This is a genomic window from Clostridium sp., from assembly GCF_051278035.1.
Lineage (GTDB): Bacteria > Bacillota > Clostridia > Clostridiales > Clostridiaceae > Clostridium_AD.
This window is the reverse complement of record NZ_JBNMNU010000050.1, coordinates 1-26024: the sequence shown is the minus strand read 5'-3', so window position 1 is coordinate 26024 and position 26024 is coordinate 1. Positions and strand designations below refer to the sequence as shown.

29 protein-coding genes and 1 pseudogene are annotated in these 26024 nt (G+C 31.7%); 7 read left to right on the top strand and 23 right to left on the bottom strand.

The genetic code is table 11. The annotated features are described in order from the left end of the window. The coding region (locus ACJAX4_RS09540) for an HD-GYP domain-containing protein (RefSeq protein ID WP_435789227.1) at positions 1-1105 on the top strand (1105 nt) is incomplete at its 5' end. 122 nt (positions 1106-1227) lie between these two features. Here ACJAX4_RS09540 and ACJAX4_RS09535 read toward each other — a convergent pair. The 6 genes from ACJAX4_RS09535 to ACJAX4_RS09510 all read right to left on the bottom strand — a co-directional run bounded on the left by ACJAX4_RS09535 (position 1228) and on the right by ACJAX4_RS09510 (position 6681). Continuing rightward, a complete protein-coding gene (locus tag ACJAX4_RS09535) occupies positions 1228-1458 on the bottom strand; it encodes a hypothetical protein (protein WP_435789226.1) in 231 nt (76 codons plus the stop codon). A gap of 223 nt (positions 1459-1681) precedes the next feature. Next, the gene (locus ACJAX4_RS09530) at positions 1682-2377 is read right to left on the bottom strand and encodes a response regulator transcription factor (RefSeq protein ID WP_435789225.1); all 696 of its coding nucleotides are present in this window, start codon (positions 2375-2377) and stop codon (positions 1682-1684) included. Between the two features lie 15 nt (positions 2378-2392). Further along, positions 2393-3829 (bottom strand): sensor histidine kinase, encoded by a 1437-nt coding sequence (locus tag ACJAX4_RS09525; protein ID WP_435789224.1) that lies wholly within the window; start codon positions 3827-3829, stop codon positions 2393-2395. Positions 3830-3871: 42 nt separating this feature from the next. Then, positions 3872-4624, bottom strand: coding sequence for an ABC transporter permease (locus tag ACJAX4_RS09520; protein ID WP_435789223.1), 753 nt, complete (start codon positions 4622-4624; stop codon positions 3872-3874). Continuing rightward, positions 4611-5336, bottom strand: a complete 726-nt coding sequence (locus ACJAX4_RS09515; RefSeq protein ID WP_435789222.1) for an ABC transporter ATP-binding protein — start codon at positions 5334-5336, stop codon at positions 4611-4613. The genes ACJAX4_RS09520 and ACJAX4_RS09515 overlap by 14 nt, the downstream gene beginning before the upstream one ends. A 94-nt stretch (positions 5337-5430) precedes the next feature. Then, the gene (locus ACJAX4_RS09510) at positions 5431-6681 is read right to left on the bottom strand and encodes a hypothetical protein (RefSeq protein ID WP_435789221.1); all 1251 of its coding nucleotides are present in this window, start codon (positions 6679-6681) and stop codon (positions 5431-5433) included. A 295-nt stretch (positions 6682-6976) separates the two neighbouring features. Between ACJAX4_RS09510 and ACJAX4_RS09505 the strand changes: the two genes are divergently transcribed. After that, a complete protein-coding gene (locus ACJAX4_RS09505; RefSeq protein ID WP_435789220.1) occupies positions 6977-7120 on the top strand; it encodes a small, acid-soluble spore protein, alpha/beta type in 144 nt (47 codons plus the stop codon). Between the two features lie 75 nt (positions 7121-7195). Here ACJAX4_RS09505 and ACJAX4_RS09500 read toward each other — a convergent pair whose 3' ends face one another. The 14 genes from ACJAX4_RS09500 to ACJAX4_RS09435 form a co-directional block, all read right to left on the bottom strand. Beyond that, positions 7196-8077, bottom strand: a complete 882-nt coding sequence (locus ACJAX4_RS09500) for a DegV family protein (RefSeq protein ID WP_435789219.1) — start codon at positions 8075-8077, stop codon at positions 7196-7198. Positions 8078-8215: 138 nt separating this feature from the next. Further along, positions 8216-9166, bottom strand: a complete 951-nt coding sequence (locus ACJAX4_RS09495; RefSeq protein ID WP_435789218.1) for an acetyl-CoA carboxylase carboxyltransferase subunit alpha — start codon at positions 9164-9166, stop codon at positions 8216-8218. A gap of 42 nt (positions 9167-9208) precedes the next feature. Then, the gene (gene accD / locus ACJAX4_RS09490; RefSeq protein ID WP_435789217.1) at positions 9209-10069 is read right to left on the bottom strand and encodes an acetyl-CoA carboxylase, carboxyltransferase subunit beta; all 861 of its coding nucleotides are present in this window, start codon (positions 10067-10069) and stop codon (positions 9209-9211) included. 140 nt (positions 10070-10209) lie between these two features. Continuing rightward, positions 10210-11556, bottom strand: a complete 1347-nt coding sequence (locus tag ACJAX4_RS09485; RefSeq protein ID WP_435789216.1) for an acetyl-CoA carboxylase biotin carboxylase subunit — start codon at positions 11554-11556, stop codon at positions 10210-10212. Positions 11557-11597: 41 nt separating this feature from the next. Continuing rightward, on the bottom strand, positions 11598-12044 hold the full coding sequence (gene fabZ, locus ACJAX4_RS09480; RefSeq protein WP_435789215.1) for a 3-hydroxyacyl-ACP dehydratase FabZ: 447 nt from the start codon (positions 12042-12044) through the stop codon (positions 11598-11600). Between the two features lie 16 nt (positions 12045-12060). Beyond that, positions 12061-12579 carry an acetyl-CoA carboxylase biotin carboxyl carrier protein gene (gene accB, locus ACJAX4_RS09475; RefSeq protein ID WP_435789228.1) on the bottom strand — a complete coding sequence of 173 codons (519 nt, stop codon included), beginning with the start codon at positions 12577-12579 and terminating at the stop codon, positions 12061-12063. Between the two features lie 2 nt (positions 12580-12581). Continuing rightward, positions 12582-13823, bottom strand: a complete 1242-nt coding sequence (gene fabF / locus ACJAX4_RS09470) for a beta-ketoacyl-ACP synthase II (RefSeq protein WP_435789214.1) — start codon at positions 13821-13823, stop codon at positions 12582-12584. A 42-nt stretch (positions 13824-13865) separates the two neighbouring features. Beyond that, entirely contained in the window at positions 13866-14606 is a 741-nt protein-coding gene (gene fabG, locus ACJAX4_RS09465) for a 3-oxoacyl-[acyl-carrier-protein] reductase (protein ID WP_435789213.1), read from the bottom strand. A 68-nt stretch (positions 14607-14674) separates the two neighbouring features. Next, complete coding sequence (gene fabD, locus ACJAX4_RS09460) at positions 14675-15610, bottom strand: ACP S-malonyltransferase (protein WP_435789212.1); 936 nt, start codon at positions 15608-15610, stop codon at positions 14675-14677. A gap of 61 nt (positions 15611-15671) precedes the next feature. After that, positions 15672-16604 carry an enoyl-[acyl-carrier-protein] reductase FabK gene (gene fabK / locus ACJAX4_RS09455; RefSeq protein ID WP_435789211.1) on the bottom strand — a complete coding sequence of 311 codons (933 nt, stop codon included), beginning with the start codon at positions 16602-16604 and terminating at the stop codon, positions 15672-15674. Between the two features lie 102 nt (positions 16605-16706). Further along, positions 16707-16937: an acyl carrier protein gene (gene acpP / locus ACJAX4_RS09450; protein ID WP_431547351.1), complete on the bottom strand. Its 231-nt coding sequence runs from the start codon at positions 16935-16937 to the stop codon at positions 16707-16709. A gap of 25 nt (positions 16938-16962) precedes the next feature. Next, positions 16963-17940, bottom strand: a complete 978-nt coding sequence (locus ACJAX4_RS09445; protein ID WP_435789210.1) for a beta-ketoacyl-ACP synthase III — start codon at positions 17938-17940, stop codon at positions 16963-16965. Positions 17941-17956: 16 nt separating this feature from the next. Then, on the bottom strand, positions 17957-18412 hold the full coding sequence (locus tag ACJAX4_RS09440; protein ID WP_435789209.1) for a MarR family winged helix-turn-helix transcriptional regulator: 456 nt from the start codon (positions 18410-18412) through the stop codon (positions 17957-17959). A gap of 155 nt (positions 18413-18567) precedes the next feature. Next, the gene (locus ACJAX4_RS09435; protein ID WP_435789208.1) at positions 18568-19641 is read right to left on the bottom strand and encodes an NAD(P)H-dependent flavin oxidoreductase; all 1074 of its coding nucleotides are present in this window, start codon (positions 19639-19641) and stop codon (positions 18568-18570) included. A gap of 230 nt (positions 19642-19871) precedes the next feature. On the opposite strand from ACJAX4_RS09435, the gene corA reads away from it, so the two are divergent. The 4 genes from corA (at position 19872) to ACJAX4_RS09415 (ending at position 23367) form a co-directional block, all read left to right on the top strand. Next, on the top strand, positions 19872-20825 hold the full coding sequence (gene corA, locus ACJAX4_RS09430; protein WP_435789207.1) for a magnesium/cobalt transporter CorA: 954 nt from the start codon (positions 19872-19874) through the stop codon (positions 20823-20825). Positions 20826-20981: 156 nt separating this feature from the next. After that, positions 20982-21476, top strand: a complete 495-nt coding sequence (locus tag ACJAX4_RS09425) for a TspO/MBR family protein (RefSeq protein ID WP_435789206.1) — start codon at positions 20982-20984, stop codon at positions 21474-21476. A gap of 283 nt (positions 21477-21759) precedes the next feature. After that, on the top strand, positions 21760-22644 hold the full coding sequence (locus ACJAX4_RS09420; RefSeq protein ID WP_435789205.1) for a radical SAM/SPASM domain-containing protein: 885 nt from the start codon (positions 21760-21762) through the stop codon (positions 22642-22644). Positions 22645-22722: 78 nt separating this feature from the next. After that, positions 22723-23367 carry an undecaprenyl diphosphate synthase family protein gene (locus ACJAX4_RS09415; RefSeq protein ID WP_435789204.1) on the top strand — a complete coding sequence of 215 codons (645 nt, stop codon included), beginning with the start codon at positions 22723-22725 and terminating at the stop codon, positions 23365-23367. Positions 23368-23738: 371 nt separating this feature from the next. Here the strand turns inward: ACJAX4_RS09415 and ACJAX4_RS09410 are convergent, their stop codons facing one another. From ACJAX4_RS09410 to ACJAX4_RS09400, 3 genes are all read right to left on the bottom strand, one after another. After that, a complete protein-coding gene (locus ACJAX4_RS09410) occupies positions 23739-23954 on the bottom strand; it encodes a hypothetical protein (protein WP_435789203.1) in 216 nt (71 codons plus the stop codon). A gap of 173 nt (positions 23955-24127) precedes the next feature. Beyond that, a complete protein-coding gene (locus ACJAX4_RS09405; protein ID WP_435789202.1) occupies positions 24128-24256 on the bottom strand; it encodes a hypothetical protein in 129 nt (42 codons plus the stop codon). A gap of 51 nt (positions 24257-24307) precedes the next feature. Beyond that, positions 24308-25516 carry a M23 family metallopeptidase gene (locus ACJAX4_RS09400; RefSeq protein WP_435789201.1) on the bottom strand — a complete coding sequence of 403 codons (1209 nt, stop codon included), beginning with the start codon at positions 25514-25516 and terminating at the stop codon, positions 24308-24310. 192 nt (positions 25517-25708) lie between these two features. On the opposite strand from ACJAX4_RS09400, the pseudogene ACJAX4_RS09395 reads away from it, so the two are divergent. Further along, a pseudogene (locus ACJAX4_RS09395) lies at positions 25709-26024 on the top strand (DNA replication protein DnaD); the annotation flags it as partial.

Here is a 26024-nt window from a genome sequence, read left to right as displayed (position 1 = left end):
ATTAGAATTTGCAAAACCAGGAAATTGTTTAGCTAAAACTATTTTTGATAACAACGGAAGGATTTTACTAAGAGAAGGCATTATTTTAACAGAAGCTTTTTTGACACGAATTAAAAGTTTAAAAATTTATTCATTATATATTAATGATGAATATAGTGATACTGTAATAGAAGATGTAATAAAACCCGAGTTACGACAAAACGCAATAAAAGCTGTTAAAGACGCCTTTTACAGCTTTGAAAAATACAATTTATATTCTGAAAATACAAATTTTAACGATAAGAAATTCGCATTAGAAAAACATGCTTATTTTGACTCTATAGGAAACATTGCTAAAAATATAATTGATGAAATTATTGGCAAAAAAAATGTAATGATTAATCTTGTAGATATTAAAAGCATGGATAATTATACCTACCAGCACAGTGTAAACGTAGCTGTAATTTCTCTAGTACTTGGTATTCAATTGCAACTAAATCAAAAGGAGCTTTATATTTTATGTATGGGCGCTCTTATACACGACATAGGTAAAACACTTATTCCAAAAGATATACTATTAAAACCTGGACCCTTAAATGATGAAGAGAGTAAAACTATAAAGGAACATAGTATAAAGGGCTATGATTATTTAAAAGGATGTTTAGATATATCTGCTCCCAGTAGAATTGTGGCTCTTCAACATCATGAAAGATTTGATGGAAAAGGGTATCCATATAATATCAAAAATAAATCTATAAGTAGATTTGCCAGAATGGTTGCTATTGCAGATGTTTATGATGCGCTTACTTCGGACAGGCCTTACAGAAAAGCTATGAGTCCTAATGATGCTGTTGAATATATACTTTCAAAAGGCGATACTCAGTTCGATTATGAAATGGTCAAAGCCTTTTCTAAAGCAATTGTTCCATACCCTCCTGGTACCATAGTAAAACTTAGCACTGGCGATATTTGTGTGATAACAAATATAATTCCTAACTATACTTTAAGGCCGCAAGTTAAAATTATAAAAAAAGGACCCAGTGTCAATGCACAAGAGGTTGGTACAATTATTTCTCTTGTGGATCAACTTGGTATCGTAATTAAAAATATAGCGTTCGATATTTAATACACATTAAAAAAGGATATTCTTGAATTCAAGAATATCCTTTTGTGATAAAAAACGCAGCGGCTTACAAACTCTTAACTCATTTCATATAATTGTTAAATAACCCCTTTTAGGCCACCATATTAAATAGAGCCTGCATTAGCTACAAGATTATTGTTAGCTATTAGTGCCGCTTCTTCTAAATTTTTAGCCTTAAACATTATAGTTCCACCATTTCTATTGTATCTTCCTCCACAAATTAAATACTTAGAAGAATGACTAACTTTTTCTGAATTAGCAGCATATATTATTTGTAAACTATCATTACCCTCTTGTGTGTAATTAATCTTAACCAATAAATTATTATTTTCCATCTATTTACCCTCCAATAATCCACTAAAGTGGTGCATTAAAACAGCAGTCTAACTGTAAATTTAAGCTGCTATAAAATATACAAATTATATATTTTAAAATACTTTACAGGTATTTTTATTGTTATTACTATAGTCATATAGTAGCGAACATTTGTTCGTAAGTCAATAGATTTAAATGCTTTTACAAAATAATTTTCCAAAAAAATAAAGACTTAAAGTATATTTATACCCTAAGCCTGTAGCCACTTCCCCAAACAGTTTCTATATATTGAGGTTCAGATGTAGATGATTCAATTTTCTCCCGAACCCTTGCAATATGTACTGTAACAGTAGCTGTATCAGAGAGTGCATCATACCCCCATATTTTTTCAAATAACTCATCTTTACTAAATACTCTATTAGGATTTTCAGCTAAATATATTAAAATTTCAAATTCCTTTTGTGTTAGATTTACTTCAACACCATTTATAAATACCTGTCTGAAGTCTTTCTTTATTTCTAATCCTCTTATTATTATCGTGTTATTTTTGACTGTAGTGATAAACTTATTCTTTATTCTTTCGTAGTTTCTTATATGTGACTTTACTCTAGCCACTAGCTCACTAGGATTAAAAGGCTTTGTAATATAGTCATCTGCACCAAGGCTGAGACCTTTTATTTTATCAATATCTTCTTTTTTTGCAGATACCAATAACACTGGAATATCTTTCTCTTCTTGCAAACTTCGCAAAATAGTATATCCATCTATTTTAGGGAGCATAACATCAAGAATTAATAAGTCAAAGGCCTTTGTTTTTAAGGCATTTAACCCATCTACACCATTATTACATATTTTAACCTCAAAGCCCTCAAGCTCTAAGTAGTCTTTTTCAAGTTCTGCGATACTTAAATCATCTTCGACTATTAAAATCTTTTTCATAACATCCCTCTATTCCTACGATATTTTTCCAAATGATATCATAATGCTTATGCCCTTGTCCTCGTGCCCTACAGCCCATATTTTGCCTTTATGTCCTTCTACAATTTGTTTTGCTATTGCAAGTCCAAGCCCACTACCATCGGCTTCACTTCTTGCAGAATCTGCTCTATAAAATCTGTCGAAAATCTTATTTGCATCATTATCTTCAATGCCACAACCATTATCTCTTATCTCAATAATAATACTAGAATTAGTTTCCCTAAGCATAATTGTAATTTTGCCTTGCTCTTTATCCATATATTTACGAGAATTATCAATTATATTCAGTATAACTCTCATGAATCTTTCTCTATCAATTTTTACGTATTTTGATGTTTCTAAGTCATTTTTAAGACTAATTTTTATGTTAGATTTCTCAAGTTCTGGTAAACTTTCAGAGGTACAATAATTAAAATAATCTACAATATCAGTCTTTTCAAAGTTGAAAGGTAGCTTACTTAAATCTAGCCTAGAATATAAGAGTAAATCATCAATCATAACATCCATTTGTTCCGTTTTTGAATAAATAGTTTTTAGATACCTTTCTTGCTTTTCAGGAGTATTTGCCACTCCATCTAAAATGCCTTTAACATATCCTTTTATCGAGGTTATCGGTGTTTTTAGGTCATGTGATATGCTAGAAACTAACATTCTCCTATTATCGTCGTACTTTTCTTTCAAACGAGTGGAATCCTTAAGTTGTACTCTCATCTTTTCAAAATCAGCACATAAGTCCACAATTTCTTCGTCCCCGCCTTCAATTATCTCAAGGCTCAAATCACCCTTACTAATACCACCGGCCGCTATTTTTAAAAGTGATAGTGGCTTTATTATTCTCTTTGAAAGCATGTATGACATAAATATGTTAACAACTATAAATGTCATAATAAATACTACAATGATGAATATAATAAATATTTCAAGACTACCAGAATAATGAGTAATTGGTGCAAGTAGTATGGCATTTCCTAGGACTTCATCTTTAAATTTAATTGGTGCTATCTCCACCATATAAGTTATACTATCGATTATTATTAATTTTTTTTTATATTTAGTCTTTGACTCCAGCAAACATTTTTCTATATCAATTTTATTTACATCTTTGGATGTAAAAATAACATTGTTATTTTTAATAATTATAAGATCTCCATTTATATTTAACAGCTTTTGATATAAATATTGTTGAAACTTAGGTTCTTCTAAATCATCAGAGTTTTGTTTCCATATGGCACTCTTAGTATCAGACAACTCTGATTTTAATGATACGAATTTTTTAAAATTATTGTAACTTATCTCCTTATCAAATATTCTTGAAGAAATAAAAATAAATAGAAAAGCCGCAACAATTGTTATAGCAAAAGGAATTACAATTGTTATAGTATTGGAGAGTATTAATCGTTTTTTTATATTCATTTTTCCACCTCACAAATATAAATTGCCTAATTATAATTTATATCAAAATTCCTTTTTATCAAATAAATAATATCCCGCTGTGAAAAATATTATACCATAACTTAGCATCATCATAAAATTAAGAAATATTTGAAAGCCAGGAATAGTTTCCATAATAAATAGTGAATACCAGTTCATCATGGATGTAATGAATACACCTGAATACCTAGATAGAACAATTCCAAGTCCTTTAAATGTAATAAAAATAAAGATTGATAGGAAAAATACGCCTATTCCACTTTTAATTATATTTGTAAAAAACGCAATAATTATTGATAATATTACCATAGGCATTAAAGTTACTACATAAGAAATTACAACTCTTGTAAAACTTTGTAGCGTAAAGGAATTGGAATTAAAAAGAACACCCGCAAGCATTGAAAAAATCATCACAAATAAGAGGTTTGCAAGAATAAATAACATTATTGCTGTTAACTTAGATGCATAAAACTTTAATCTTGAAATAGGTCTTGTAATAGCAATCTTCATAGTATTTTGTGAAAACTCTCCAGAAAAGCTTTCTATGGTAACAAGAGCAGTAAATAGTGGCAAAATAGTATTCACCACGACGGCAAGTACTAGCATTGGGAATTCCATGCTGGAAACTCCACGTATTCCAAAACCATTTCTTAGAACTACCATAGATAACTGTCCGAGTATTATGAAAATAAGTGATATAATAACTGCCACTAATACTTTTTTTCTTTTGTATAACTTTTCAATCTCATTTATTAATGAAGCTTTAAATTCTGCCATTCCTCTCTACCTCGCTAACAAAATAATTTTCTAATGTTGCATAATTGTTTAATATATTTTTCATATTATCTACATTTAGCATCCGTCCATTATATAATACACCTATATTGGTGCAAGTAAGTTCAACATCGTGGATAAGATGGCTTGATATGAAAAATGTAGCATTCTCTTTTTCTACTAAGTTTTTTATTATATTCCTCATAGATATCATTCCTTCAACATCAAGTCCATTTAAGGGCTCATCTAGAATAATTACTTCAGGCCTTGATAAAATTGAAGCCGCAATTCCTAATCTTTGTTTCATTCCAAGAGAAAACTTTCTAGGTTTTTCATCTTTGTATTTTAATAGTCCAGTCATTTCTAAGACTTCATGAATTCTCTGCGCATCAACATTTTTATAATATCTTGAAAATTGTTTTAAATTTTCATAGGCGGTTAAATAAAGATAAGATTCTGAAGTTTCTATAATGCACCCTACCTTTTTCATTGCCTCCTCATGTTCTGTAAGTATACTATGCCCTAAAATCTTAACATCTCCACTGTCTGGTTTTATAAGTCCAGTCATAATTTTCATAGCGGTTGTCTTACCCGCACCATTAGGTCCTAAAAATCCAAAAATATCGCCTTTATGTATATCAATATTAATATCTGTTATACCTCTTCCATTTTTATATACCTTGGATAGGTTTTTAATTTCAATAGCTTTCTCCATTTGTGTTCCCCCAATTTACATTAAAATAAATAACAAGTCATTGTGGTAATGATAGATTTGACTTGTTATTTATTTTCATATGCCCTATTTGTTATTAGTTGAATACCTTGCTGTACTGATCATCAGACATCTTGATTCCTCTTCCGTTTTCACCTGTGCTAAAGTATATGTTCGCTGAAAATATGTTTAAAGATATATTCCCTTGCAGACTGTTTTTTGAAGATCCTTCTACTTTAAAATTTGCATTAAATGGATCATTTTCAAATTCTCCATCAAACTTGAAGTCTGTTTTGTTGGTTGCATATTCTTCATAACCCTTTGCATATTCCTCATAATGTCTTCCGCTAATACCTTTATCATCTATTGCAGTAACATCTACAAATTTTTCACCTATTTTTACAAATTTGCCTTCCTTCTCTATTACTATATCTGTTTTATATTTGCCTATATATTTTTCAAGATTAGATAATTTGCTATAATCTTTTTCTGCACTTTTTTCTACTTTCTTGCCAGTAAGGTCTGGTCTACTTACCTTAGTTGAGTTAACATTATTAATTTTTACTAACATCTCGAAAGTTAATTTATGCTGAGTGCCACTTTCATCTTTACCCGAAATCACACCACTACCAAGCACGCTTTGAATGAATCCATCTTTATTTGTTGTCATATTTCCTTTAACTTCACTTACAAATACATCCTTTGTTATTTTTGGTATGGTACTATCATTATTAGGATTATTATAATTATTACCAAATTGGCTCTTAGCATAATAAGATCCCACTGCATCAACGACAGCTGGTATTTGCGACTCACTTAAAGAACCAGATAATGTTTTAGTTCCATTTGTATTTTCAGTAACTACAACAGCGTCTTTTAAATTTCCCACAAGAGCATCTGCAATTTTTTCTACGTCTGAAGCTCCTTCTTCTTTAAAAGGGTTACCGAAGGCATTATTTTCATGAGGGCTCGTAAATTCAGTTTCATAATAAACATTCTGTTCATTGTTTTTGTATAACGAACCTTTCTTATCGTAATAGTTGTAACTTTCTGTCTTAACTGTATCACGTAATTCATTTGACACTGTTTCGCTAGCTCCGTTTTTCGCATCCATTTTGTTAATAGAATTTTTCGAATAAATAACAGTAGCATTATCCTTTAGAATTATTGATGTATCCAAAGTATAACTTGAAAGTTTAGTGGCACAGTCTTCTGCTGTATATTTCACAGAATCTTTAAGCTGATCATATCCGCTTTTGGTTAGTACTTGTGCCATAGCTGTGGTTGTAAACATTATAGTACCTATCGCAAAACTTATGATCGTTGCTGTTTTTTTCTTTAATTTCACTTTATAACATCCCCTTTTGCTTTAATTTGTTTATAAACATGAAAGTCTTTCATAATTCCATTTTAACTTACATCTCTCTACTTTTTATAAACTAACTATAAACAAAGTATAAACTTTTCCATATTAATTTTTATTGTATTTTACTAATTATATCATTAAAATTCACATTGTAATAATTACTGCCGGAATACAATTCACAAAACTGGTTATAGTTAGTATTAAAATATTTATTATTTGGGACCATAACGATTAATAATCGTTTTTAACTAATAAATAATAAAAGGAGGAGAAAACAATGTCACATAAAAACAATAAAAACAGTAAAGATAATAAGAAAGCCGGCCAAAAGACAAAAAAAGAATTATCTAACATGAAAATGGAAACCGCCAATGAAATAGGCGTATCTAAAGAATCCAAGAAATTAGGAAAAGAAACATAATAATTTTAAGGGAGATGTCACGTGGCATCTCCCTTTTACTTTATAATTATAATTGCGATTTGTTTTGCTTATTTATTACCTTTCTTCAGCCATAAAATATAAACCTAATATTTCCGGTCCTGTATGTGATCCTATTGCTGTACCCACGTAATTTAAAATTACATCCTTCACATTGCCATGCTCTCTTACAAGAGCCTCAAGCGTTAATGCGTCTTCAATACAATCCCCATGACCTATGCCTATAATTTGCTTCTTGTTTGGGTCTGTTCTTTCCTTGAATTTTTCAACCAAAGTACTTATTGCTTTTTTTCTTCCCCTACATTTAGAAAAGGTCGTAAGTCTACCTTCATTGTCCATAAACAAAACGGGTTTTATACTTAATAGTGTACCAACAGTTGCGGCTGAACTTGATATTCTCCCACCTCTTTTTAAATGGTTTAAATCATTAACTGTAAACCAATGATTAATTTTAAGCTTATTTTCCTCAATAAAAGCAACTATTTCTCCTTTTGATTTTCCTTCTTTTAACATTTCATTAGCATAATAAACTAAAAGTCCTTGCCCAAGACTTGCGCATTTACTATCAACTATACTTATATCTGCCTCTGGAAATTCTTCAAGTATAGTTTCTCTACCTATATTTGCACTATTTATAGTTCCTGACAATGCAGAAGACATCGCAATATATATGATAGATTTTCCCTCACTTACATATCTTCTAAAAACCTCTACATATTTTTCGCTATTTATTTGTGATGTAGTAGGCATTTCCCCCTGTCTTAAAGCATCATAAAAATCCTTACGTATAAAATTTTTCCCGAAATCATCCTGAATTGCTTCACCTTTAAAATTACATATTAACCCTAATGCCGCTATATTATCTTGTTCAATATACTCTAAAGGTAAATCGCATCCTGAGTCTATTACTAAAATTGTATCACTAAGTGTTTTAGCCATAATTTTATTCCCCTTTGCAATTCTTATAAGTATTATATTCTACTGTTCTATTATGTATGATTTACTCAAACACTACAATACAAAAAAAAAGAAAAGTATATATACTTTTCTTAATATCGTTATTATAAAGAATATTTGCTATTCTACTATTTTTCCAATCTTTCTAAATTTATAGTATCTCTTAGTCAGTAACGACTCTACAGGCTCCCCTATTAATCTATTAATTGACTCCTCTATATTACGCTTAATACTCACTGCCATCTCATCTACGTTAGTGTGTGCTCCCCCTAGAGGTTCTTTTATAATTCTATCTATTATTCCAAAATCAATTAAATCCTGAGCTGTTATTTTCATTTCATTAGCTGCTTCTTTTGCACGGCTTGCATCTTTAAATAATATAGTAGCAAAGCCTTCTGGTGACAAAATAGAATATATTGCATGCTCTAGCATCCAAACCTCATCAGCTACAGCCATAGCTAATGCTCCACCGCTTCCGCCTTCCCCTATAACTATTGAAATTATTGGCGTTCTTAAATTTGACATTTCCATAAGATTTCTAGCAATTGCTTCTCCTTGCCCTCTTTCTTCTGCCCCTATTCCACAATTTGCTCCAGGAGTATCTACAAGGCAAATTACGGGTCTATGAAATTTTTCTGCCTGCTTCATAAGTCTCAAAGCTTTTCTATACCCTTCAGGATTTGGCATCCCAAAGTTTCTCTTTATGTTTTCCTTAATATTATTCCCCTTTTGCTGAGCTATAACAGTTACAGATATGCCATTAATTTTAGCTATTCCACCTACAATAGCAGCATCATCGCCATAGTATCTATCGCCATGAAGCTCCATAAAGTCATCAAAAATTAGATTTATGTAGCCAAGAGCAGTCGGCCGCTCAACAAGCCTTGCAATACTTACTTTATCCCAGGCAGTTAAGTTTTTATAGGCTTCCTTTTGCATATTATAAAGCTTAACTTCCAGCTGCCTTACTTCTTTTCCCAAATCTATATTTTGTTCTATTGCTAAATTCTTCAAATCATCTATTTTGTTTTTAAGTTCATACATATGCTTTTCAAAAGGTAAAGTTGCCATAAAATTTCACTCCCTATCGTTGCTTTTAGCTCTTTCTATTAGCTATGAATGAATTTTTAATATATCAGTTAAAGTATCCTTCATAGCCTTTCTATCCACTACTTTATCTATAAAGCCCTTTTGGAGCAAAAATTCAGCCCTTTGAAAATCATCAGGTAATTGCTGCTTTATTGTTTGTTCAATAACTCTTCTACCCGCAAAACCTATTAATGCATTTGGCTCAGCTAATATTATATCTCCAAGCATTGCAAAACTTGCTGTAACTCCTCCGGTAGTTGGATCTGTGAGAACGGTTATATAAAGACAACCATTTTTATTATGCCTAGCAATAGCAGCACTAGTTTTAGCCATTTGCATTAGAGAGTATATCCCTTCTTGCATTCTAGCTCCCCCTGAGGCTGTAAATATAATAATTGGTTTTTTAGCTTCTGTTGCTCTTTCAATTGCCCTTGTAATTTTTTCTCCAACAACAGACCCCATACTACCCATCATAAAATTGCTATCCATAACTACAATTACTGTGTCGTACCCATTTATCTTTCCCTCTCCCGTTGTTACAGCTTCATTTAATAAAGTTTTGTCGCGAAAGCTTTGGAGTTTATCTTCATAACCTTCAAAATTTATAGGATTTTCTGAGATAATATCCTTATCATATTCTATAAAAGTACCACTATCTATAGTGTACTTTATTCTATCTATAGAGCCAATTCTAAAATGGGTCCTACAATTTTCACAGGTCATTATGCTATTCTCTAAATCCTTACTATAAAGAATTTCACCACAGGTTTTACATTTAACCCACATTCCGGTCGGAATATTAGGCCTTTTCTCACCAAATTCATCCTCTAAATTTTTGACCTCAATATATTTACTCTTTTTAAATATACGGTTAAACTCAAACATATAATTGCTCCTTTCTAAAAACATACCTACACTACCTATATACAACTTAAATTTTATAGTCTGCTGCATATTTTACTTTATTATATACTTATAGTATAAACCATTTAGGTGATAAATCTAGTATGTATTTAGTAAGTTTTTTAAACATTATTAAATTCTTTACTGATAAAGCTAGTATCAAAATTTCCTTTTACAAAATTCTCATTATTTATTATTTTAAATTGAAAGTCTATATTAGTATCTATTCCCTCTATTATAAACTCTCCTAACGCCCTTCTCATTTTACATATCGCTTCTTCTCTACTTTTACCATGAACAATAAGCTTTCCTATCATAGAATCATAAGATGGTGGTATTTTATACCCTTGATAAACAGCACTATCAATCCTTACTCCGTATCCTCCAGGAATATGAAGCGATTTTATTTCACCTGGGCAAGGAATAAAATTTTTAGAAGGATTTTCTGCATTTATTCTACATTCAATAGCATGCCCCTGAATTTTTATATCCTCTTGTTTATAAGATAGCACTTGTCCCGAAGCAATATTTATCTGAGCTTTAACTAAATCTACCCCAGTAATCATTTCTGTTATTGGATGCTCAACCTGTATACGAGTATTCATCTCCATAAAATAATATTTTCCATACTTATCTAGTAAAAACTCTATTGTTCCAGCATTTTTATAATTAATAGACCTAGCCGCTTTAACTGCAACTTCACCCATCTGTTTTCTAAGTTCTTCTGTCATTAAAGGTCCTGGTGCTTCCTCTATTACCTTTTGATTACGTCTTTGGATAGAACAATCCCTCTCACCCAGATGAATAACATTTTTATGCTCATCTGCAAGTATTTGAAACTCTATGTGCCTCGGCTCTTCAATAAATTTCTCCATGTACATTGTATCATCACCGAAAGCATTTTTCGACTCCGTTTTAGCGGTATTATAGGCTGGTAATAATTCTTCTTGTTTCCTAACAATTCTTATACCTCGTCCTCCACCACCTGCTGAAGCTTTTATCATTAGAGGATATCCTATTTTTTCAGCCCACATTAAAGCTTCTTCTTCACAAGCAACCGCTCCATCTGAACCAGGAACTACGGGAACTCCCGCTTTTATCATTATTTCTCTTGCCTTTACCTTATTACCCATATTATCCATATTTTTTGAATCAGGTCCTATAAATTTAATATTACACTCCTCACACATCTGTGCGAATTTACTATTCTCAGATAAGAATCCAAAACCAGGATGAATTGCCTCTGCACCTGTAAGCACTGTTGCACTTAAGATATTTTGCATATTCAAATAACTATCTGCAGATTTAGCAGGTCCAATGCATACAGCCTCATCCGCCATTTGAGTGTGAAGAGCATTTTTATCTATCTCAGAATATACTGCCACAGTTTGAATGCCCATTTCATTACAAGCCCGAATTATTCTTACCGCTATCTCGCCTCTATTAGCAATTAATATCTTCTTAAACATACTATTTACCTTCCCTGCAATTAAAATTATTAACTAAAATATTACATACCTACGGCAAAAGTGATTTCAGCTTCTGCCGCCTTTTCTCCATTTACTGAAGCTACTGCCTTTCCAATTCCAACAGGTCCCTTCATTTTAATTATTTCTACTTCAAGCTTTAATACATCTCCTGGAACAACTTTTTTTCTAAATCTAGCTTTATTAATACCACCAAAGTAAGCAATTTTACCTTTATAATCATCCATGCTCAAAAGTGCTACCGCTCCAACTTGTGCAAGCGCCTCAATAATTATTACTCCTGGTACTACTGGTTCCGTTGGAAAATGTCCCTGAAAAAAATAATCATTCATTGTAACATTTTTATACCCTACGGCTCTTTTACCTGGCTCTAATTCCTCCACCTTATCCACGAATAGAAATGGATATCTATGAGGAATAATCTCTTGAATTTGTTTTATATTCAAAGTAGTACCTTTTATATTTTCCATATTAATGTCTCCACCTTTATTTTTTGAGTATTTTAAATAACGGCTGACCATACTCTACCATATCCCCGTTTAAAACTAACACTTCTACAACTTCCCCATCTACTTCACTTTCAATTTCGTTCATAAGTTTCATAGCTTCTAAAATACAAAGCGTATCTCCCTTATTTATTTTCGAACCAATTTTTACAAAATTATGTGATTCAGGGCTAGGAGAAGTGTACATGGTTCCAACAATTGGTGATTTAACTATAACTAAATTTTCCTCAAGCATTACCTTTGCTGCACTTTCTATTGTACTCGCCATATCGCCGTCTTGCTTTTCTAATGGCGCTCCATTTATAGCTGCATTTTCTTTATTTGATGAATCCGCAGTAATTGAATCTACAGATGATTCATAACTAGTCATTTTTTCCACTACCACTTGTTTCTCTTTTTTCTCCATTTTTATTATAATACCTTCTGTCTCAATTTCAAAAGACGTAAGCTTTGAATCACTAACGGTTTTAATCAACTGTTCAATATTTTTATAATCCATCATTATTTACCATCCCATTTTTCGAATAATATGGTAGCATTATGACCACCAAACCCTAATGAATTTGACATTGCATATTGTAGCTTCTCTTTTCTCCCGAAGTTTGGAACACAATCTAAATCACACTCTTCATCTGGCACCTTATATCCTATAGTTGCCGGAACAAATCCTTCTTCTAATGCCTTTACACAAACAATAGCTTCTATCGCTCCTGTGGCTCCAAGAAGATGTCCTGTCATAGACTTTGTCGAACTTACAGGTATCTTATACGCATATTCTCCAAACGCAGATTTTATAGCTGCTGTTTCAAACTTATCATTGTATGGAGTGCTTGTTCCATGTGCATTTATGTAAGAAACTTCTTCAGCCTTAACTTCTCCATCTTTAAGCGCCATTGTCATTGCTCTTGCAGCTCCCTCACCATCAGGCGCTGGGGAAGTTATATGATAGGCGTCACAAGTTGATCCATAACCCTTCATCTCTGCATATATATTTGCATTTCTTTTCTCTGCATGCTCTAAAGATTCAAGTATAACTATACCTGCACCCTCTCCCATAATAAATCCATTTCTCTCTTTGTCAAAAGGGATAGATGCCCTTAGTGGATCCTCACTTTTACTTAAAGCTGTTAAAGATGCGAACCCTGCTAAGGCTAGTGGAGTTATTGATCCTTCTGCTCCTCCAGCTATTATTATGTCTGCTCTTCCATCTTGAATCAAGTGAAAAGCATCTCCTATTGCATTTGTTCCTGTAGCGCAAGCCGTAACTACACTAGTACACATACCTTTAGCGCCATACTTTATTGCAATGTTTCCAGCTGCCATATTTCCTATTATCATAGGTATTAAAAATGGTGACACTCTATTGGGTCCCTTTTCCATTAGCTTATTTTGTTCTTTTTCTATAGTACCAATTCCGCCTATTCCTGAACCAACTATTACTCCTAGTCTTTCACTATCTATAGCTTCTAAATCAAGTCCTGAATTTTTAATAGCCTCGGCGGCTGCTACCATTGCATACTGACAGTACTTATCCATTTTTCTAGCTTCTCTTTTATCTAATGCAACTGTTACATCAAAATCTTTAATTTCTGCACCTAGCTTGCATTTATAGTTTGTAATATCAAAAGCCTTAATAACATCTATTCCACAAGTACCTTCTTTTATATTATTCCAAAAGCTATTTACATCATTTCCTATAGGAGTAACTGCTCCCATACCTGTTATAACAACTCTGTTTTTCATAAAATTAACCCTCCTTAAAATCGTAAGTTAACTGTTTTTTTATTACATTACCATTCCACCATCTACATTTATAACTTGGCCTGTTATGTATGAGGATTCTTCCGACGCTAAAAATGCTACTACATTTGCAACATCTTCTGGACATCCAAGTCTCTTAAGTGGAATAGTACCCATTATAGCATCCTTTACCTTATCAGGCAGTGCATCCGTCATGTCTGTTCCAATATATCCTGGCGCTACTGCATTACAAGTAATCCCGCGGCTTGCAAATTCTCTAGCCACAGCTTTAGTCATTCCTATTATACCTGCCTTTGCAGCAGAGTAGTTTACTTGGCCTGCATTTCCAGTAAGTCCAGACACTGAGGATATATTAATTATTCTTCCAGACCTTTTCTTAAGCATTATTGCAGATACATGCCTTGTGCAATTAAAAGCACCCTTAAGGTTAGTATTTATAACGCTATCAAAGTCATCTTCCTTCATTCTCATTAAAAGACCATCTTTAGTTATACCCGCATTATTAACCAAAATATCTACACTTCCAAATTGCTCAATGCATTTTTTTATCATATTCTCAACACCACTATAGCTACTTATATCACATTGGACCGCAAGTGCCTTAGCTCCTAGCGCTTCTATTTCTTTTACTACTTCCTGTACCCCTCCTACACTGTTTCGATAGTTAAGGACTACATTTGCTCCAAGTTTTGCTAACTTTATAGCTATAGCCCTTCCAATACCACGACTTGCTCCTGTAACTACTGCTGTTTTACCACTTAACATTAATTTGCTCTCCTTTATATATATCATAGTGCATTTGTTCCTCAAACATTACTTCAGCTTAGTTATCCCTACTTCTTAAGTAACTCTACCGCTTTATTTAAGGATGCCATATCCTCTACATTTGTAACTGTAAGCTTTCTATCTATTTTTTTAACAAATCCACTTAATACCTTGCCTGGTCCTATTTCAACAAAGGTATCAACACCATCTTTTATCATATTTCTTATAATAGTTTCCCATAAGACAGTACTCATAACTTGAAGTTTTAAATTCTCTTTTATATCTTCCTTACTTTTCACATAATCACCATTGATATTTGTCATTAATGGAATTGTAAAATCTTCAATGTTTATGTTCTTGAGTTCCATCTCTAATTTCTCTGCAGCTGGTTTTAACATAGAAGTATGAAAAGGTGCGCTTACAGGTAAAAGTATCACTCTTTTCGCGCCTTTCTCTTTAGCTATTTCTAAGGCGTGTTCAACTGCTGCTATTTCCCCGGCAATTACTATTTGTCGCGGGCAGTTTAAATTAGCTATTTCTGCAATTCCAGAAATTTTAGCCTCAGTGCAAGCTTCGTAAACTAAATTAGCATCTAGGCCCAAAATAGCCGCCATAGTTCCTATTCCCATAGGAACTGCTTCCTGCATAAACCTTCCACGCTTTTTAACGAGCTTTACAGCCTCTTTAAAACTCAAACTTCCACTACACACAAGTGCTGAATACTCTCCAAGACTAAGTCCTGCTGTTACATCACACTTTATGCCATGTTCTCTTAATGCCATAAGGGCTGCTATACTTGTGGTTAAAATAGCCGGTTGAGTATTCTCTGTGATATTTAGTTCTGATTCTGTACCCTCAAAACATAATTTACTTAACTCAAAGTTAAGCTCTTTATCGGCTATGTCAAATATATTCTTGCAAGCCTTTATGTTTTGAAATAGTTCCTTGCCCATACCAATATATTGCGCGCCCTGTCCCGGAAAAATAAAAGCAGTTTTACTCATAATTTTCCTCCTATCTTATTTATTACTTAATCTTATATATGTCAAATAATAATATTATCTTTTAACTTAATCTTTTAATTGTTTCCTCTGCCTCTTTAAACATTTCTTGTATAATTTCACTACAGCTTTGTTCTTTCTTTATAAGACCTGCAATTTGTCCTGCCATAACAGATCCCATGTCTACATCGCCTTCTTTTACTGCTCTTGGTAGACATCCTGCTCCTAATGCTTCTAAAATCTCTAGTGAAGCATTTTCTTTCTCAAGCTTTAAGAATTGTCTTGATAACTTGTTCTTTAAAACTCTAACAGGGTGCCCTGTAGATCTCCCTGTCACCACTGCATCTATATCCTTTGCAGCTAATATCTTCTTTTTGTAATTTTCATGAACTGTACATTCATTTGCTATTAAGAACCTTGTACCTACCTGAACTCCCTGTACTCCAAGCATAAATGCTGCTGCAAGACCACGTCCATCACCGATACCTCCTGCTGCAATTACGGGAATAGTTACTCCATCAACAACTTGGGGAACAAGTGTCATAGTTGTAAGCTCACCAATATGTCCTCCAGACTCACATCCTTCTGCAATAACTGCATCTGCTCCAGCTCTTTCCATACGCTTAGCTAAAGCTACAGATGCAACTACTGGTATGACTTTTATTCCATGTGATTTCCATAGTTCCATGTATTTTCCTGGATTTCCTGCACCTGTAGTAACTACCTTAACTCCTTCTTCACATATAAGATGTGCGATTTCTTCTGCATTATCACTTAAAAGCATTATATTAACACCAAAGGGTTTATCTGTTAATTGTTTTGCTTTTCTAATTTCATCTCTTATATAATCAACTGGTGCATTAGCTGCCGCTATAATACCCAAGCCCCCTGCATTAGATACTGCTGATGCTAAGCTACTATCTGCAACCCAAGCCATTCCACCTTGTATTATTGGATATTTCACACCTAGTTCTTTAAAAAATACGGAATTAACCATTATACCCCTCCTTGATTCCTTAAACCATATAGTTAGGGTCAGACAATTATAGAAAAATACTCAGTATTTCAGCTCTCTAATTATCTAACCCCATAATTACTATTATTTCATTTTTGCTTCTATATACTTAACAATTCCCTTTACATCTTTAATGTTTTCAATATCTTCATTTGGGATTTCAATCTCAAAAGCTTCTTCAAGTGACATTACAATTTCAAATATTTCAAGTGAATCTACACCTAAATCATCTGAGAAGTTCGCCTCCATTGTAACTTCTACCTCGTCTATCCCTAATTGTTCAACTATTACATTTTTAACTTTTTCAAATATCATTTATAATTCCTCCTAAAATTTTATTTTAAATTGTCCATTCTATTAGTGCAGCCCCATAGGTTAATCCACCGCCAAAGCCTACAAGTATAATTTTATCACCAGCTGTAAGCAAGTTGTTTTTATTCATTTCGTCTAGCGCTATAGCTATACTTGCCGCTGAAGTGTTTCCGTATCTATCTAAATTTACGTAAAATTTTTCTTTATCTGCTTTTAATCTTTTAACTACAAAATCTATTATTCTTAAATTTGCTTGATGACAAACTACATACTTAATATCGTCAAGTGTATAATCATTTTCCTTTAAAATTCTTTCTATACTGCTTTCAATAATTTTTACCGCAAATTTAAAAATTTCTTTTCCATCCATGCTTATTTTTGCTTTAAAATTTTCAACACCTCTTGTAAAAGTGTTTTTTACATCTACTGTTGGGCAAGTTAAGTATTCAGCCTTTTCACCCTCTGAAGTTGAATTTATAGAAATAATTCCTTTTTTACTACCTACTTCAATTATTGCAGCCCCTGCTCCATCTCCAAATAATGTACAGGTATTTCTATCTGTCCAATCAACAATCTTTGATAAAACCTCAGCACCTATTATTAAGGCTCGAGTGCATTGACCCGTTTTAATAAATTGCATTCCTATGTTAAGTGCAAATATAAAGCCAGTACAGGCTGCCGATATATCAAAGGCCATGGCATTTACGGCACCAATTTTCCCTTGAACTATGCATGCCGTAGCTGGAACAAATTGATCTGGAGACGTACTTGCGACAATTATAAGATCTATATCTTCTGCCCTTATTTTAGCATCACTTAATGCTGCTAATGCAGCTTTTGTGGCTAAATCTGAAGTGTTTTCCCCTTGTGATATATGTCTCTGCTTTATACCAGTTCTAGAAATTATCCATTCATCAGACGTATCTACAATTTCTGCTAATTGATGATTAGTCATTATGTTTAAAGGAGCATAACTTCCTGTACCAATTATTTGTACTTCATTCATTACATTACCTCCCCTTTCATTGATTTTCTAGCTTATATGTTTTTTTGAAAAAATCATTTAATTTTTCAAGAGATTTTATTAAGGTCTCTTCTTCTTCATCATTAAGACCATTTATAGTTTCGTGCACCATATGATAATGAAATTTTTCATGTATTCTGTAAGCTAGTTTCCCTTTTCTGGTAAGGGTAATCATTACTGATCTTCTATCCTCTTCCCCTCTTTTTCTATCTACATATCCTTTTTTAAAAAGTTTATTAATAGCGGTAGTAAGAGTGCCTACAGTAATTTTAAGGTCTTGGGCCACCCGTGTCATAGTTCTATATTTGTACATTCCTATTGCATCTATAGTATGAATTTCTGTTATAGATAAATCATTAAGTACTCCTTCTTTAAGTGCTCTATGCTCTATTTGCAATATATCATTAAATGTCTCTACTAGAAGCTCATTCACGACTCCAACAGACCTACTCATATAATTATCCCCATTTCATATAACTTATTACATATACTTTGATAATCAAAGTATATCTTCGGAATAATCATTTGTCAAACTTATTAAACTTATTAAACTTATTAAACTTATTAAACTTTTTTTGTAAGATTTGTATTTTTATAACTTTACAAAATTTAAAAAACAAGTTCTGCCTCTGTAACCAATTCATTCATTAATTCTTTAACAGAGATAATCTTATCCACCTTATAACCATTAGTTCCAACAAATATAAGTCCCTTATCTAAGTTACCTTTTACTGCCTGTATCAATGCTTCTGTAATGCAGTAAGGGGTCTTCGTGGGATCGCATTTTTTTATGCATAGTGAACATTTCTCAACCTTGCAACCATGTTCCTCGACTATCTTCATGAATCTATTGTTAATGGCTCTTCCTGGCATACCTACAGGACTCCCAACTAATTTTATATCCTCTTGTTTTGAGTTTATATACGCCATTTTATAAGCTAAGCTAGCATCACATTCCTCTGTAGCCACAAATCTAGTAGCTATTTGTACCCCCTGCGCACCCAGTTTTATAATTTCAGCAATATCTTCTCCAGTATAAATTCCTCCAGCAGCAATTACAGGAATTTTTTTATTATATTTTTCTTCAAAGGGTTTAATTGCTAAAATAACTTCTTTTACTATTTCCTTTAAATCCTGAGTTGTATTTTTTACTAATGATTCCATAGAGAAACCAAGATGTCCTCCAGCTTTAGGACCTTCAACAATAACTAAATCTGGTGCACAACTGTTTTTTTTATCCCACATTTTAGCTATAACCGTAATTGCCTTTGCTGATGATACTATAGGTGCGAGTTTTGCTTTAAACCCTTTAGCTATTTTAGGCAAATCAAGCGGAAGACCTGCACCCGATATTATTAAGTCTATTCCTTCTTCTAAAGCAACCCTTGTGATTTCCTCATAATTATTCATAGCTACCATAATATTTATTCCAATAACACCTTTAGGACTGAGCTTTCTAGCTCTCCTGATTTCATTTATTAATGCTCTTTTGTTTGATTCCCTTGTGTTAGTTCTAAAGTCCTCTTCTCTATATCCAATTTGAGCAGTAGATATTATTCCAATCCCGCCTTCATTAGCAACCGCTGCTGCTAGCGATGAAAGTGACACCCCTACTCCCATTCCGCCTTGTATTATAGGAACGGTTGCTATTAATTCTCCAATTTTTAAAGGAGGTAACTTCATAATTATCCTCTCCCTTTACTTTGATTTTTAAAATACTTTGATAATCAAAGTATATATATTTCTATATTGTATGTCAAGATAAAAGTATTTTATATTTCCATACCCTCTAAGTATTTATAATATGATAGGAAAATATCTATTAATTTAATATTTGTATTGTCACAAGTAATATTTGTATTATAATAAACTTATTATAAAAATATAATTAACTTTAGAAAGGATGAGTTTAATTGATTCGTATCATAGCTATAACAAAGAATTTAAATGTAATACATGATTTACCAATATACGATTTATTAAAGGAAAATATCCTATGGTACTGGATGGATTTTAATAATCCTAGTGAACAAGAAACATCCTTGTTAAATACATATTTTCACTTTCATAGTTTGGCTATAGAAGATTGTGTTCTTTCATTAAATAGCCCCAAACTCGATTATTACGATAATTATAATTTTTTTATACTCAATGCCCTAACTAAAAATACTTTAGATCCTGTAGAAATCTCTCTTTTCGTAGGCACGAAGTATATCGTGTCTTATCATAGTACCAACTCAAATGAGCTAGATAAAGTCTTTGAATTATCAAAAACTGACAATCAAAATTTGAATAAAGGACCTTCATATATTGCACATCAAATATTGGATGAAATTGTTGATAGCTTCTTTCCGGTTATTAATAAAATTGAAAATAAATTAGATGAAATTGAAAATAACATTAAAAGAAAGACCATTCGCACCCTAATGGATGAAATTTTTGATATGAGAAGTGATTTATTAAAGCTCCGTAGACTAGTAAATTCTATGCGCGACTTACTATATATAATATTAAACTCTGAACACCTTATAGGTTTTCATGAACATAAATTTTATTTTTCTGATATTCATGATCACTTAGTTAAGCTTTCTTCTATGGTAGATTCTAATAGAGAAATGACATCTGATATGCGTGATAATTATTTATCCGTAAATTCAACTCGTATGAATAGACATATGATGGTTTTAACTGTTATATCAAGTATCTTTATACCGCTAACATTTATAGTCGGAGTTTATGGTATGAATTTTAGTTATATGCCTGAACTTACCTTTAAGTATGGTTACTTTATAATTTTATTAATTATGGCTATTATAGCAATAGAGATGTTTTTATGGTTTAAACGTAGAGGGTGGTTTGATGTATAGCATTAAAAGGAAAAATAGAAACAACATATGTTTTTCTCCGATTACTCAACTCACTTATAGGCATAAAAAGACTTCTATATAGATATACCTATATAGAAGTCTTTTTATTTATTTAATTCTCCTTATCAGAAATAATTATAGAAAGGAAGATCTTTTATGTTTAATATTATTAAGGTAAACGGCAAAAAAAACATTATAGCTCTTATTATTAGCATTTTATTAGCACAGGGTGTAGGTTTATTAAGTGGTTTTTTAAGTATGAATTCACCTAGCGCATATGAAAACTTTAACAAACCATCTTTTTCACCTCCTGGATGGATTTTTCCAGTAGTATGGACAATTCTATTCACTTTAATGGCTGTATCTGCATATAGAATTTGGATGAAAGGTAAGTCAGGTGAGGAAGTGCGCAAAGCACTACTTTTATATGGTATTCAGTTGTTTCTAAACTTTCTTTGGTCTATTATATTTTTCAGATACAGACTATACGCAATCGCCTTTTTAGAATTGCTTGTATTATTAGTTTTCATTCTTCTAACTACTTTTGAGTTTTATAGAATAGATAAAACTGCAGCTTATCTTATGATTCCTTATATAGCTTGGGTATCCTTTGCTGGTGTTTTAAATTATACTATCTGGATGCTTAATTAAATAATTATGTGTCCCCATATCTAAGAACCTATAATATTAGTGGTCGTTGTTTAATAAAAATACTATTAGCCACCGCTGATATCACTAGGTTCTTTTATTTATAAACTTTAGATCCACTCAAAAGGATGGCAAAACCCTAATGTTCATATTTAAATTAAAAATTATTATTAATTTATACATTTAGGGCGCACTAAGTCTTAAAAAATATGTTATCGTATTTTTTATATGCTACAATCTATATGTATGAAATAAATTAAGATTACTTATGATTGGAGTATACAAAATGAAAAAATTTAAAAAGTTTTACATAGAAATTACAAACGTCTGTAATCTTTCATGTAGTTTTTGTCCAAAGACGCTTAGGTGCCCTGAATTCATGAGTATAGAGACCTTTAGAAAAATATTAGACCAAATAAAACCTCATACCGACTATATATATTTTCATGTTAAAGGAGAGCCGTTTCTGCATCCAAAATTAGATGACTTCTTGGATTTAAGTTATGAAAAAGGTTTTAAAGTTAATATAACCACCAATGGAACACTTATAAACAAAGTTCATGACAAAATAATGCTTAAACCGTCACTAAGACAAATTAACTTTTCCTTGCACAGTTTTGATGGCAATGAATGTGTTTCTGATAAAAACGAATATGTTAATAATATTATTTCCTTTGTAAAAGAAGCTATAAATACAACCGATACTTTATTTTCTCTAAGATTATGGAATCTAGATGTGAATAATAGCACAAATCACAAAAATGTAAAAAACAAAGATTTACTTTCTGTAATTGAACATGCCTTCAAACTCTCATATAAAATTGAAGAAGAAATACACCCAGGTCGTGGTATTAAAATCTGTAATAAGGTATACTTAAATCAAGATCATGAATTTAAGTGGCCAGATTTAAAAGTAGAAGAAGACAATAACCCTAGCTTTTGTTATGGCCTTAGAAATCAAGTAGCCATATTAGTAGATGGAACAGTAGTGCCTTGCTGCCTTGATGGAGAGGGAATAATTAACCTAGGTAATATTCATAATGCTAATTTTTCTGATATAGTTAACAGTAAAAGAGCTAATGACATATATAATGGCTTTTCTAAGAGAGAAGCAGTTGAAGAGCTATGCAGAAAGTGTGGATACAGAAAAAAATTCAATAACATTTTATAAAAAACTCGGATTAATATTACAATAATGGATATACTATTATTTATAAGTTGTAAAATTTAACAAGTAAAGGGTGATAATATGAGAGTTCCAAATCATATTGGAATAATTCCAGATGGAAATAGACGATGGTCTGTGGATAATGGACTATCAAAAGATAAAGGATATTCCTTTGGACTAGATCCTGGTTTGTCTTTGTATAAGATTTGTAAAGATATTGGCGTAAAGGAAATAACTTATTATGGGTTTACTACTGACAATACAAAAAGACCACCCTTGCAAAGAGAAGCCTTTGTAAAAGCTTGTGTAGATGCAGTAAAGCTCTTAAGTACACAGGACGCAGAGCTATTAGTAGTAGGGAATAGTAAATCCCCTATGTTTCCTAAAGAATTACTAGAATACACTTCCCGTAGAACCTTTGGCAAGGGTGGTATAAAACTAAATTTTCTTGTAAATTATGGATGGGAATGGGATTTAAGTAATCTTGACAAAAATAAAAGCAGCAAAAGAAGTAATATCTTTAACTGCATAAAAACTAGCGATATTTCTAGAGTAGATTTGATTGTTCGTTGGGGTGGAAGAAGACGTCTTAGTGGTTTTCTGCCGTTGCAATCCATATATTCCGACTTTTATATTATAGACGACTTTTGGCCTGATTTTAAACCAGAGCACTTATCAAAGGCTTTAAATTGGTACAATGACCAAGATGTAACTCTTGGTGGTTAATTTTTTATAAAAAAGTAGATATAAGTTTAAACTAAACTATATCTACTTTTTTATACCTCAAAACATGCTATTATTATATTATAGTTTTTATTTTAAAGGAGTTTTTATGGTTAATGAAAAAATAAATTGTACTAAATGTAAGTATTATTATATTACTTGGAATGTTTCGTTCCCTAAAGGTTGTAAATTTTTTGGCTTTAAATCTTTAAATTTCCCCTCTATACTAGTAAAGCAGTCCACGGGGTTATCTTGCAAAAAATTTATGCCAAAAGAAAACAATTGAATTTTAAGTGCACGCACTAAAATAAAACGTGTAACAAAAACTCACGAATCATACTTTAGTTATATGCTTTCTACACCCTTTAGAAAAACTAATCTATAAACCCGTTATTTTGATCAATGACCTCATATGCATAAGGTTCAATTTCTCGTTGTATTATATTTCTATTCTCATTAATCCTAGTAACTATTGTGGGTATATTTACAAGCCTACTGACTACGCCTTCCGTTTTAACATACTTATCTAATCCACATGTAACTTTATCATGTTCTACATTAACTAATTCTTTTCCACTAATATGTCTCAAAAGTCGGGCCTCCTTTTAGATATTATTTTGTACATATACAAATACTCATATACCTTTTAAATTTTCTTTTATTTAATTTTCTAGTTTTTTATTTTTATGGTATTAAATGAAATAATGATAACAACGTTGAAATGCTGTTACCACAATTTTTTAAACATTATTAGAGACTTCTTTTATTGCTCATCTACTCTTACTTCCGATTTACGTTTTTCTTTCTTCATATCAGATTCCTCAATAATCTCTGGTTTTTTAGGTTTGTTGTCTTTTTCCTTTGCAGGTGTTTTCATTTCTTTATATGGCATAAAATCACTCCTTTATAAAGTATTTTTTACTTTTATATAAATTTTATTCATCTATTTATTTTGCCTTACGTATTTTTCCGGATTTTGAGGCTCACCATTTTTTCTTACTTCAAAATGCAGATGAGGTCCTGTACTATTTCCAGTACTTCCTACTTCCCCTATTTTTTCGCCCTGTTTTATAGTTTCACCTTTCTTAACATCTATAAAACTACAATGTGCGTATGTAGTTTGTATACCGCCGCTATGGGATAGTTGTATTATATTACCATATCCCTCCTGCCATCCAGCAAAAGTGACTGTACCATCTAATGCGGCATTTATTGTCGTACCCATATTCGCAGCTATATCAACCCCTTGGTGCATTTTACCCCAACGCATACCAAAATTCGAACTTATACTTCCTCTTGATGGACTTATTATATTAGCATTCGTAAGGATTATTGGTTTGTAATTTCCTACTAATATTTCTCTGTTCTGCACTTTAGTTATAATTTCTTCCTTTAGTAATTTTCGAGAAACAATATTATTATTGAGGACTACTATCTCAGTAGTAACTTTTTTTACACCGTCAACTCCCTCCGTTTTGACCTTATTAACCCCCTCTTTTAGTTTATTCGAAGATTTCATAATCGTAGCCGAGTATATTTTTTGCTTTTTTGTTATACTTCCTGCTACTTTTACAGTTATAATTGGTCTTTTAGCTTTATCGTTATATTCTATTAAATCACTTATAATTTCATGATTTTTATATAAGTCACCTAATTTAATCACACTATGCTCGTAACTGATTTTATTTTCTATATCTATATTTTTAACATTATCCATCATAGTCTTCTTAGAATAGTAGACTTTTACAGAATTTAAAATTTCTTTTCCTACCTTTTCACTTTCCACGTATGCCACTTTTTTATCATCAGACTTCATTAAAAATACGCCGACAAATATGTCGAATTTTTTTAACATTACCGCCTTAAGGTTATCTCCACTCAGAAACATATCGTAATCAGCTACCTGAGCATTATCTAATGTAAAATTTTCTTTTATAACTACATTGTTGTATTTAGATTTGACTTCACTTTGTAATTCATTATATATCCTAGTAAACTCCTTCTTACTTTTTACAAAAGTTATGATATTACCTCCAATTGATACTTTATAACCACTAACCCTATAAACGTTAAAATACAAAATATTAGCTGTAACTATAAGTGTTATCATTATTACACTTATACTTCTTTTGTTCTGTTTTAAAATATTCACTCTATACCTCCTATGGTACTTACTTAATATGTCCTATCTTAGTAATAATATACATTTTTAAATTATATTTTTCATTTCTATTTTCAGCTATATGGTATACTATAGTTTGAATAATATAATTTTTATAAACTTTGGTATTAAGTATAATTAAAAATTATAGTTTTATAATAAAAAAAGAGAGGTAGTGATTTTATGAGTACTTTCATGTTTAAGAATGAAAATTTCAAATATACTCCTGTGAGTAATATTTTTATAGATAAGTTCATGCCTAGAGCCAGGGGAGAATTCGTTAAAGTTTATCTTCTTGGTTTAAAATATTGTGCTTCCGGAGAAATAGGCGCAACATCTTCAGTTATCGCAAATACACTAGGACTTCTAGAAACAGATGTCGTTAATGCTTGGAACTATTGGAATGATGAAAACCTAATTAAAATGACTGCCATTGATAATATGGGTAACTATAATATTGATTTCTTAGATTTATTGGATATTCCAGCTGATAACACAC

Excerpts from the sequence above, each read along its gene's own strand:
- ACJAX4_RS09535 (WP_435789226.1), bottom strand. The coding sequence starts at position 1,458 with ATGGAAAATAATAATTTATTGGTTAAGATTAATTACACACAAGAGGGT.
- ACJAX4_RS09530 (WP_435789225.1), bottom strand. The coding sequence starts at position 2,377 with ATGAAAAAGATTTTAATAGTCGAAGATGATTTAAGTATCGCAGAACTT.
- ACJAX4_RS09525 (WP_435789224.1), bottom strand. The coding sequence starts at position 3,829 with ATGAATATAAAAAAACGATTAATACTCTCCAATACTATAACAATTGTA.
- ACJAX4_RS09520 (WP_435789223.1), bottom strand. The coding sequence starts at position 4,624 with ATGGCAGAATTTAAAGCTTCATTAATAAATGAGATTGAAAAGTTATAC.
- ACJAX4_RS09515 (WP_435789222.1), bottom strand. The coding sequence starts at position 5,336 with ATGGAGAAAGCTATTGAAATTAAAAACCTATCCAAGGTATATAAAAAT.
- ACJAX4_RS09505 (WP_435789220.1), top strand. The coding sequence starts at position 6,977 with ATGTCACATAAAAACAATAAAAACAGTAAAGATAATAAGAAAGCCGGC.
- ACJAX4_RS09500 (WP_435789219.1), bottom strand. The coding sequence starts at position 8,077 with ATGGCTAAAACACTTAGTGATACAATTTTAGTAATAGACTCAGGATGC.
- ACJAX4_RS09495 (WP_435789218.1), bottom strand. The coding sequence starts at position 9,166 with ATGGCAACTTTACCTTTTGAAAAGCATATGTATGAACTTAAAAACAAA.
- accD (WP_435789217.1), bottom strand. The coding sequence starts at position 10,069 with ATGTTTGAGTTTAACCGTATATTTAAAAAGAGTAAATATATTGAGGTC.
- ACJAX4_RS09485 (WP_435789216.1), bottom strand. The coding sequence starts at position 11,556 with ATGTTTAAGAAGATATTAATTGCTAATAGAGGCGAGATAGCGGTAAGA.
- fabZ (WP_435789215.1), bottom strand. The coding sequence starts at position 12,044 with ATGGAAAATATAAAAGGTACTACTTTGAATATAAAACAAATTCAAGAG.
- accB (WP_435789228.1), bottom strand. The coding sequence starts at position 12,579 with ATGGATTATAAAAATATTGAACAGTTGATTAAAACCGTTAGTGATTCA.
- fabF (WP_435789214.1), bottom strand. The coding sequence starts at position 13,823 with ATGAAAAACAGAGTTGTTATAACAGGTATGGGAGCAGTTACTCCTATA.
- fabG (WP_435789213.1), bottom strand. The coding sequence starts at position 14,606 with ATGTTAAGTGGTAAAACAGCAGTAGTTACAGGAGCAAGTCGTGGTATT.
- fabD (WP_435789212.1), bottom strand. The coding sequence starts at position 15,610 with ATGAGTAAAACTGCTTTTATTTTTCCGGGACAGGGCGCGCAATATATT.
- fabK (WP_435789211.1), bottom strand. The coding sequence starts at position 16,604 with ATGGTTAATTCCGTATTTTTTAAAGAACTAGGTGTGAAATATCCAATA.
- acpP (WP_431547351.1), bottom strand. The coding sequence starts at position 16,937 with ATGATATTTGAAAAAGTTAAAAATGTAATAGTTGAACAATTAGGGATA.
- ACJAX4_RS09445 (WP_435789210.1), bottom strand. The coding sequence starts at position 17,940 with ATGAATGAAGTACAAATAATTGGTACAGGAAGTTATGCTCCTTTAAAC.
- ACJAX4_RS09440 (WP_435789209.1), bottom strand. The coding sequence starts at position 18,412 with ATGAGTAGGTCTGTTGGAGTCGTGAATGAGCTTCTAGTAGAGACATTT.
- ACJAX4_RS09435 (WP_435789208.1), bottom strand. The coding sequence starts at position 19,641 with ATGAAGTTACCTCCTTTAAAAATTGGAGAATTAATAGCAACCGTTCCT.
- ACJAX4_RS09425 (WP_435789206.1), top strand. The coding sequence starts at position 20,982 with ATGTTTAATATTATTAAGGTAAACGGCAAAAAAAACATTATAGCTCTT.
- ACJAX4_RS09420 (WP_435789205.1), top strand. The coding sequence starts at position 21,760 with ATGAAAAAATTTAAAAAGTTTTACATAGAAATTACAAACGTCTGTAAT.
- ACJAX4_RS09415 (WP_435789204.1), top strand. The coding sequence starts at position 22,723 with ATGAGAGTTCCAAATCATATTGGAATAATTCCAGATGGAAATAGACGA.
- ACJAX4_RS09405 (WP_435789202.1), bottom strand. The coding sequence starts at position 24,256 with ATGCCATATAAAGAAATGAAAACACCTGCAAAGGAAAAAGACAACAAA.